The organism is Frankia sp. CoBUL1 (assembly GCF_978021245.1).
Window position 1 is genome coordinate 1 of record NZ_CDXDOS010000176.1, and the last position, 7,196, is coordinate 7,196.

General features: G+C 64.6%; 7 protein-coding genes. All 7 read left to right on the top strand.

The annotated features are described in order from the left end of the window. The first annotated feature begins 398 nt into the window (after window positions 1-398). A complete protein-coding gene (locus AC08OX_RS12795; protein WP_476608024.1) occupies window positions 399-1,415 on the top strand; it encodes a C-terminal binding protein in 1,017 nt (338 codons plus the stop codon). A 209-nt stretch (window positions 1,416-1,624) separates the two neighbouring features. Then, entirely contained in the window at window positions 1,625-1,960 is a 336-nt protein-coding gene (locus AC08OX_RS12800; protein WP_476608025.1) for a hypothetical protein, read from the top strand. Continuing rightward, the gene (locus AC08OX_RS12805; protein ID WP_476608026.1) at window positions 1,957-2,400 is read left to right on the top strand and encodes a transposase family protein; all 444 of its coding nucleotides are present in this window, start codon (window positions 1,957-1,959) and stop codon (window positions 2,398-2,400) included. The genes AC08OX_RS12800 and AC08OX_RS12805 overlap by 4 nt, the downstream gene beginning before the upstream one ends. Before the next feature lie 213 nt (window positions 2,401-2,613). Beyond that, window positions 2,614-3,774: a KamA family radical SAM protein gene (locus tag AC08OX_RS12810; RefSeq protein ID WP_476608027.1), complete on the top strand. Its 1,161-nt coding sequence runs from the start codon at window positions 2,614-2,616 to the stop codon at window positions 3,772-3,774. Beyond that, on the top strand, window positions 3,771-4,967 hold the full coding sequence (gene alr / locus AC08OX_RS12815) for an alanine racemase (RefSeq protein ID WP_476608028.1): 1,197 nt from the start codon (window positions 3,771-3,773) through the stop codon (window positions 4,965-4,967). The genes AC08OX_RS12810 and alr overlap by 4 nt, the downstream gene beginning before the upstream one ends. Window positions 4,968-4,995: 28 nt before the next feature. Next, entirely contained in the window at window positions 4,996-6,120 is a 1,125-nt protein-coding gene (locus AC08OX_RS12820; RefSeq protein ID WP_476608029.1) for an iron-containing redox enzyme family protein, read from the top strand. A 36-nt stretch (window positions 6,121-6,156) separates the two neighbouring features. Then, window positions 6,157-7,196: aminotransferase class I/II-fold pyridoxal phosphate-dependent enzyme (locus AC08OX_RS12825; protein WP_476608030.1), on the top strand; the 1,040-nt coding region annotated here is incomplete at its 3' end.

The window sequence follows — 7,196 nt, forward strand, 5'->3', positions numbered from 1 at the left end:
GACCCCAACCACCCCGCCCGGCGCGGCCCACAGCCATGCCCGTGAACCGTCACCCACAGCAAGATCGATAAAGCAGGTGAATGTTTACTCACGCACCTCCGGATCGAGGTGTTGCGACGACCGGTTGAATTCACCCTGGGGTTGACACCCAGTGGTGGCACCTCTTAAGATTAACGCATTGATACGCGCAAAATGTCACACACCTTGCGAGATCTCATGCTAGCGTGGTGACGTAATCCGGAGATTCTCGTTTTCGAATATCGGGATATATTCGATGCTGCGAAAAACAGAATTTCTGCTGACGTGAGACTCGCTGGAACACTGGGTATCCCCGTCCTCGACTGCGACATCATCCCGAGCGAGGCGGACGATGCATGGCACACACGGAATGGAGTCACGTGATCGGCACCAGCGCGGCTACGGGAACCAAGCCCATGTACCGAGTCAATCCGTCCGTCGTCGTTGTCGACGCTCCCGGCGCGGGATACGTCGACACAGTTGAACTGGAACAGCGGATCATCGCGCCAGAGGGTCTGGTTCGTCCATTGATTCTCGCAGACGAAGAGCGTTATCGGCTATACGATCTCGACGCTGAATACATCATTCTCTGGCATCGCGTTTCCTTGGACACAGCCTTCTTCGAGCGAAACAAGACCTGCCGCGCTGTCGTGTGTGCGAGCGTCGGATACGACCATATCGACACCGACGCGGCCCGGGCTAACGGCATTCCGGTGTACCACGTCCCCCATTATGGTACTGAGGAGGTCGCCGATCACACCCTAGCGCTCTTCCTCAACCTGGCACGTCGGCTGCAGAGCCTGCAGGAGCATGTGCGCGAAAGCAAGTGGGACTGGCGTGCGATCGGCGCTGCACGCCGACTGAGGGGAATGGCGTGGGGAGTCGTCGGACTAGGCCGCATCGGGCTCGCGGTGGCGCGACGGGCGACGGCATTCGGCATGCGGGTAGCCTTCCACGACCCGTACAACCACCCCGGCATTGAGAAGGCCCTCAATGTCGAGCGCCGGCATGATCTAGATGAACTGCTCCAGGAATCCGATGCTGTAAGCCTGCATGTGCCCCTTACCCCGGAGACCCGCCATCTGCTCGACGCGGAGCGGTTGCACCGGATGAAGCGAGGATCGATCCTGATCAACACGGCGCGGGGCGCGCTGATCGACATCTCCGCCCTCCGCGACGCCCTTGCCGAGGAGCGGCCGGGCTGCGTCGGCCTGGACGTGGTTGAGGGAGAGCCGGAGATTCCTCAATGGCTGCGCAGCCACGGACAGGCATTGCTCAGTCCGCACGCGGCCTTTTACTCGGTGGAGTCTATGTCCGAACTGCGGGCACGGGCCGCGGAAGCAGTACGCCAGATGATCATCGGTGTTCGGGTCACCTCCGCACTTGCCGTGGCCTGACCGCGCCGCCCCCCTCAACCCATATCCAGAGGAGAGCAGGATGTCCAGCGACGCCATTGAGCCATTCTCGGTAACGGCCAGCTACCTTCTGCCATGGTTGCGGGTCGTGCTGGATGAGGGCGGTCGTGGGGCAGTGGAAGGCGAAACGCGGGGCCTCGGTAGGAAGAAATCCTACGACAGATCATCTTCCAAGAGGCCCCGCGCCTCCTATGAGTGTCACATATGCCGCCGAGCTGCCCCTCGGCGAGCGCACCGTCCTGCGCCTGGCCCCGCTGCTGGCCGCGGAGCGGGAGCGGCGCGGTACCCGTAAGGGTGCCCGCGCGCTCACCTGCTGGGAACAAACCGTGTTCGTGCTGCGCTGGTTCTGCGACGGCACGCCGGTGAAACACCTGACCACGGACACCCCGCATCGGCGGGTCCGTGGGCTACCGCTGCCCGCACGAGGGCGTCGCGGTGCTGGTCTGGCAAACCCCGACCTGCGCGCACTACAGTACTCGCGGCGAAGGCCGCCAGCTACGGCCACGTCCTCGTCGATGGCTCGATGATCGAGACCGGCCGGTCGCCGGCCCCCGGCCCTACCCGCGGCGTCGGTCTCTGGTGGTCCGCCGAGGTTCACGACCACGGCGGCAACACTCAGGTTGTCTCCGCCCCGGACGACGGCTGGCCGCTGTGGGTCTGCGACGTCCGCCTCGGCCGGGGAGCACGACACCGCCGCGCTGCGCGCTTCCGCGCGCTGCCCGTCCTGGCCGCGTGGGTTGCCGACGGCGGCGAGGTCCTCATCGATCTCGGCTACGAGGGGTTACAGGACCAGGTAGCCGTGCCGTACAAGAAGCCCAAGAACGAGACTCTCTCCGACAACCACAAGAAGCACAACCAGGTCCACACCGCGCCACGGGCCGTCGGTGAACGCGCGAACGCCCTGCTCACGATGACTTTCCGCGCCCTGCGCAACGTCACGCTAGTACTACAGCAACAGGTGCTGTGATCAACAGATGCGCCAGCGCCGCGACCTGCGTCTTTGTGATGGATCTTCAGTCTCGGTCGAGCGCCATCTCGGCGTGTCGCCGCCGACACGCCGAGAGGTGTCGCTGTAGTACTAGACCCCTGATCGAGCACCGTCGCACCACCTGACGACCACCACAGCCCCACGCCGCTGTGGCTACTCGCCGCAACCGATCCTTACAGGGAAAGGCTCATTATGCAGAACACCGCCAGCGACGCCTGGACCGACTGGATGTGGCAGCAACGCAACGCGGTACGGACAGCAAGGCAGTTCGAGCAATACTTCCCGCGGTGCGACCGGGAGTTACTGGAGCGCATCGAGCGCCATAACGGCAGCAAGCGGTTTCAGGTGACGCCGTACTACTTGAGTCTTATCGGCAAGGATCCAGATAGCGGCGTACCGCTCCCAGAGGATCCGCTGTGGAGGCAGGTCGCCCCGCTGGGCGACGACAGCGGCGAAGATCCATACCGGTACGATGGGAAGACCGAGAACTGGGAGCTCGCGCATGAGATGGTGACACCCATTGCGCAACACAAGTACGACAATCGCCTGATCGTGCGCTACGCGAATGTCTGTCATGCCTATTGTCAGTTCTGTTATGAGGCGCTGCGCACGCTCGATAAGGAATCGTCCAAGGAGAGCTTCGACCGCAGCCATTGGCAAGCCACGCTGTCCTACCTTCGATCGCACCCGCAGGTCGAGGAGGTTATTTTGAGCGGTGGCGAGCCGCTCATGCACAGCAACGAGCAGATAGACGGCGTGTTGGGCGAGGCGAGAGAAGCCCGTCCGGATCTGATACTGCGCATACACACCCGTGCGCTGACGTTCAACCCCTACCGCGTCGACTCTGAACTCACCCTGGTGCTGGCCCGTCATGGTGTGATCGCAGTTGGCCTGCACATCACGCATCCCCACGAGCTCAGTCCCGAGTTCGATACTGCGGTCCAGCGGCTACACGAAGCCGTGCCCATCGTGTTTGCCAACGTCCCATTGCTGGCGGGAGTCAACGACGATCAAGTCATCCTACGCCGGTTGTGTATGGGGCTGTATCAGCGGGGTGTCCACGCCGGCTACCTTTACCACTTTATGCCGCACAGTCCGGAGGCGGAATGCTTCCGTGTCCCGGTCCAACGCGGGGTGGAACTCGTTCGATCGCTGAAGCGGCACATTTCCAACCCGGCCGTCCCCGAGTACGTACTGCCGCACGCCACAGGCAAATACACCGTGCCTCTGGTGGAGATTGACTCCACGGAGTGCTACCCCCGGCACACTGTCGACGACAACGGTTTCCGGGTGCTGGAGCTTGTTAACTGGCAGGGCGAGCGCGTCCACTATCCGGACCTGGATCCCGCATGAGCGAGACCGCGATACGCATGTCTCCGGCTCGGCTGGCCGCAGAGCGGCTGGAGAAGATTGTCGCTGCCGAGGCGGTACGCCATAACGTGGCCGTCCTGCGTTCGGTCGCGGCCGGCCAGCGAATCATGGCCGTTGTCAAAGGCGACGCGTACGGTCTCGGAGCACCTGTCGTCAGCGAGCTGCTGATCGCGTCCGGCGTCGATGCGTTGGCCGTGGACACCGTCGCCGAAGGCGTCGAATTACGGGAGCACGGTATTGCCGCGCCGATTCTCGTCATGGACGTCGACGTCGCCGAGAACGCGGAGGCATGTGCCCGGCTCCGGCTGACGCCCTCCGTCGCCACGGCGGGGCACGCGGAACGTCACCTTGCCGTGGCACGACGCCTCGGCGTACCTGCCACCGTGTGGCTCCGGGCCAACGTCGGCTTCAACCGTTTTGGGCCGCGCGAGGAGCGGGACTTCGACACCGTGCTCGACAGACTGCGGCAGGCCCGCCCCGCCGTCGACGTGACAGGGTTCTTCGCCCACTTATCCAGCTCAGGCCACGATGCACAGGAGACCGCTGAGCAGGCCGCGACGTTCCGGTCCCGGCTGGGCAGGGCGCGTGCAGCGCTGGGCGCGGACATCGACGCCAGTCTCGCCGCGACCCACGGGCTACTGCACCCGACAGCGCTGCACGGCACCGACTGGATACGACCCGGCATTGGGCTCTACGGACTGCTCGTCCCGGGCAGCCAAGACCTGCCCGGTTGGAATGGGTCTGGTCTGCATAGGCTGCGCCCGGCCATCACCGTACGGGCCCGGGTGCTCGAGGTCATTACGATCACCCGTCAGGAGGGGCTCGGCTACGACCGTACCGCCGCCGTCGTGCCCGGCCGCCGCGTCGCCTCCGTGGCCATCGGCTTCTCGCGGGGTTTGTCCGGGGCCGCCTCGGGGTTCACAGGGCGGTTGAACGGACAATGCTGTCCGATGGTGGGCAGGCCTGGCATGGACTGCACCCAGTTTGACGTGACTGATGCAAGGGACTCGCGCCCCGGCGCCTGGATGACCTTCATCGGAGCCGAGCCGGACAGCCGCGGCTTACCGCGGACCGCTCAGGATGCCGGGGCGGAGCTGGGCCTGAGCCTCTACGAACTGCTCGCCACGCTGCGTATGCCCGTACGCCTCGACGACGCGGCGTCCACGACGACTTAAGACACCTGGGAAACAAGAGAGGAATGCCGTGATCGAAGATCTGTCCTTGGAACGCATCCCGCCCCGTGCCGGGGTAATGCGCATGGCCGGGGAAGCCCCACAGGGTTCGGTGGAAAGCTTGCTGAACGAGAGCCTGCGCGGCCCGGTGGAACCCCTGGACCTACGCGAGAACCACCGCTCCTTGCTGGCCGCACTCCGCGAGCACCTCGACCTCGGCCTGCGGGAAGGCGACCAGGATTCCCTGCTCGATGTGCACCGCAGCGCGTATACGGTCTACGAGACGTTGCTCGGCCACCCGCTTGGCACGGCCGCCCACGAGCGCAGCGCCTGGTTCAACGCGTTTCGCTGGATCTACGAGGACGCAGTGCTGCGCGCCGACATCGAACAGATCACCGATCGGCTCCCGCCCCTCGCGGACGCCACCCGGGCGGAGTTCGTCCGGAACTGGTTCCTTACGGAAGCCAAAGAACGCAACGCACTGGATCGTGCGGTCGAAATTTGTCTGGCCGAGTGGGCTTCTCTGGACCAACTCGCTCGCTTCATCCAGGCCGACGGCTATCTCAACTACCGCTTCTACGACGCACTCGTACTGGCTCAGCCGCACTTTATGGAGACGGTTAAGAACGAGATCGGCCATCACATGTGGGACGAGTGCGGTGAGGGCACGCAACGCAACGCGCACACTCTTCAGTTCACCCGGAGCTTGCGCTTTCTAGCCCTCTCGCTCCCGGTCGTTCCGCCGTGGGAGGACTGGCGGCCCTACGCGGGCCACAATTTGTACTTCCTGCTCGCCTGCAACCGCATGCACTACTTCAAGGCGCTCGGTAGCCTTGCCATGCCTGAGTTGTTCGACGTGGATCGCGATGCTGCGGTCGTCAAAGGCCTGGAACGGCACGGATATAGCGGGGAAAAGGATTTCGAGTTCTTCTACAGTCATATAGAAGGGGACGCAGAGCACGGGCCTGAGTGGCTGGATGGCGTTATTCTGCCCATCGTGGCCGCGGAGCCTGATGCGGGCATCGAGATGATCATCGGTGGGGCGCTGCGCATGCTCGCCATGCGTCGCTACAACGAGTATCTCGCTGAATGTCTTGACCTGGGCGACATCGGCAGCGCGGCAGCCCCGGACCGGGCAGCGGACCGGAGCGGGTGAGCGCGGACGGTGGAGAATCCGTTTCCTTCCCTAGAGATGACAGAGCGTGCTATCGGCCGCCGGGCTCGTGAACGACTGAGCACCAACGAGAACGAGTTCGGGCCTGCCTCCGAGGTGGTTCAGTCCGTCGCCGCCGCGGCGGCAGAGGCCCACCGCTACCCCGACTGCGACCACTTCGCGTTGCGCGAGCGGCTGGCCAGCCTGCTCCGGGTTTCGCGGGACGGCATCCGGGTCGGCTCCGGCGCCGACGGACTGCTCGGCGAGATCAGCCGCGCCTTTCTGGGCCTTGGTCGTACTGCCGTGACCAGCGAGGCCACCTATCCGACCTTCGGCTACTTCGCCCGAGCCTCAGGAGCGGACGTTCACTTGGTGCCGTACCTGTCGGCCGCGCCGGATCCGCGGGAGCTGGTGAGGTGCGCGCACCGGACCAGAGCCGACGTTGTCTACATCGCCGACCCTGACAACCCCTCAGGTGCCTTGCAGGGCGGAATGGCTTTGTTGGCTATGGCGGACGCGCTGCCAGACCGCACCCTGATGGTCGTGGACGGCGCGTATGCGGAGTACCAGGACCCCGCCTCCCGCTTGGCCGCCAAAGATGTGACAGTCCGTCGCATGCTGTGGCTGCGGACATTCTCCAAAGCGTACGCACTGGCCGGGCTGCGCATCGGTTACGCGGTTGGCAATCCTCAGCTGATCCGTACCCTGGGGGACGGAGCCGAGCACTATGTGGTGGGTCGGGTGGCTGAGGCCGCTGCGCTCGCCGCGCTCGCCGCCGAAGAGCACCTCACCCGGATTCTCAAGGAGACCGCCGCCGGACGGGTGCATTACACAACGGCCCTGAGCGAACTGGGTTTCACCGTGCTGCCCAGCCATACGAACTTCGTGACGGTGCGGCTGGTCGCCCCGGCTGTGGCCGAGCATCTCACGAACAGTCTGAGGGCCCTCGGAGTCTTCGTACGGCACCTGACTGCACCGGGTATGGCCGACTGCGTACGGATCAGCGTCGGCCCGGCACAACAGCGCGCCGTCGTTCTGGACGCCGTTGCGAGCAGCGGTGTTCGCACATCCGCCGTATC

Excerpts from the sequence above, each read along its gene's own strand:
- AC08OX_RS12800 (WP_476608025.1), top strand. The coding sequence starts at position 1,625 with ATGAGTGTCACATATGCCGCCGAGCTGCCCCTCGGCGAGCGCACCGTC.
- AC08OX_RS12805 (WP_476608026.1), top strand. The coding sequence starts at position 1,957 with ATGATCGAGACCGGCCGGTCGCCGGCCCCCGGCCCTACCCGCGGCGTC.
- AC08OX_RS12810 (WP_476608027.1), top strand. The coding sequence starts at position 2,614 with ATGCAGAACACCGCCAGCGACGCCTGGACCGACTGGATGTGGCAGCAA.
- alr (WP_476608028.1), top strand. The coding sequence starts at position 3,771 with ATGAGCGAGACCGCGATACGCATGTCTCCGGCTCGGCTGGCCGCAGAG.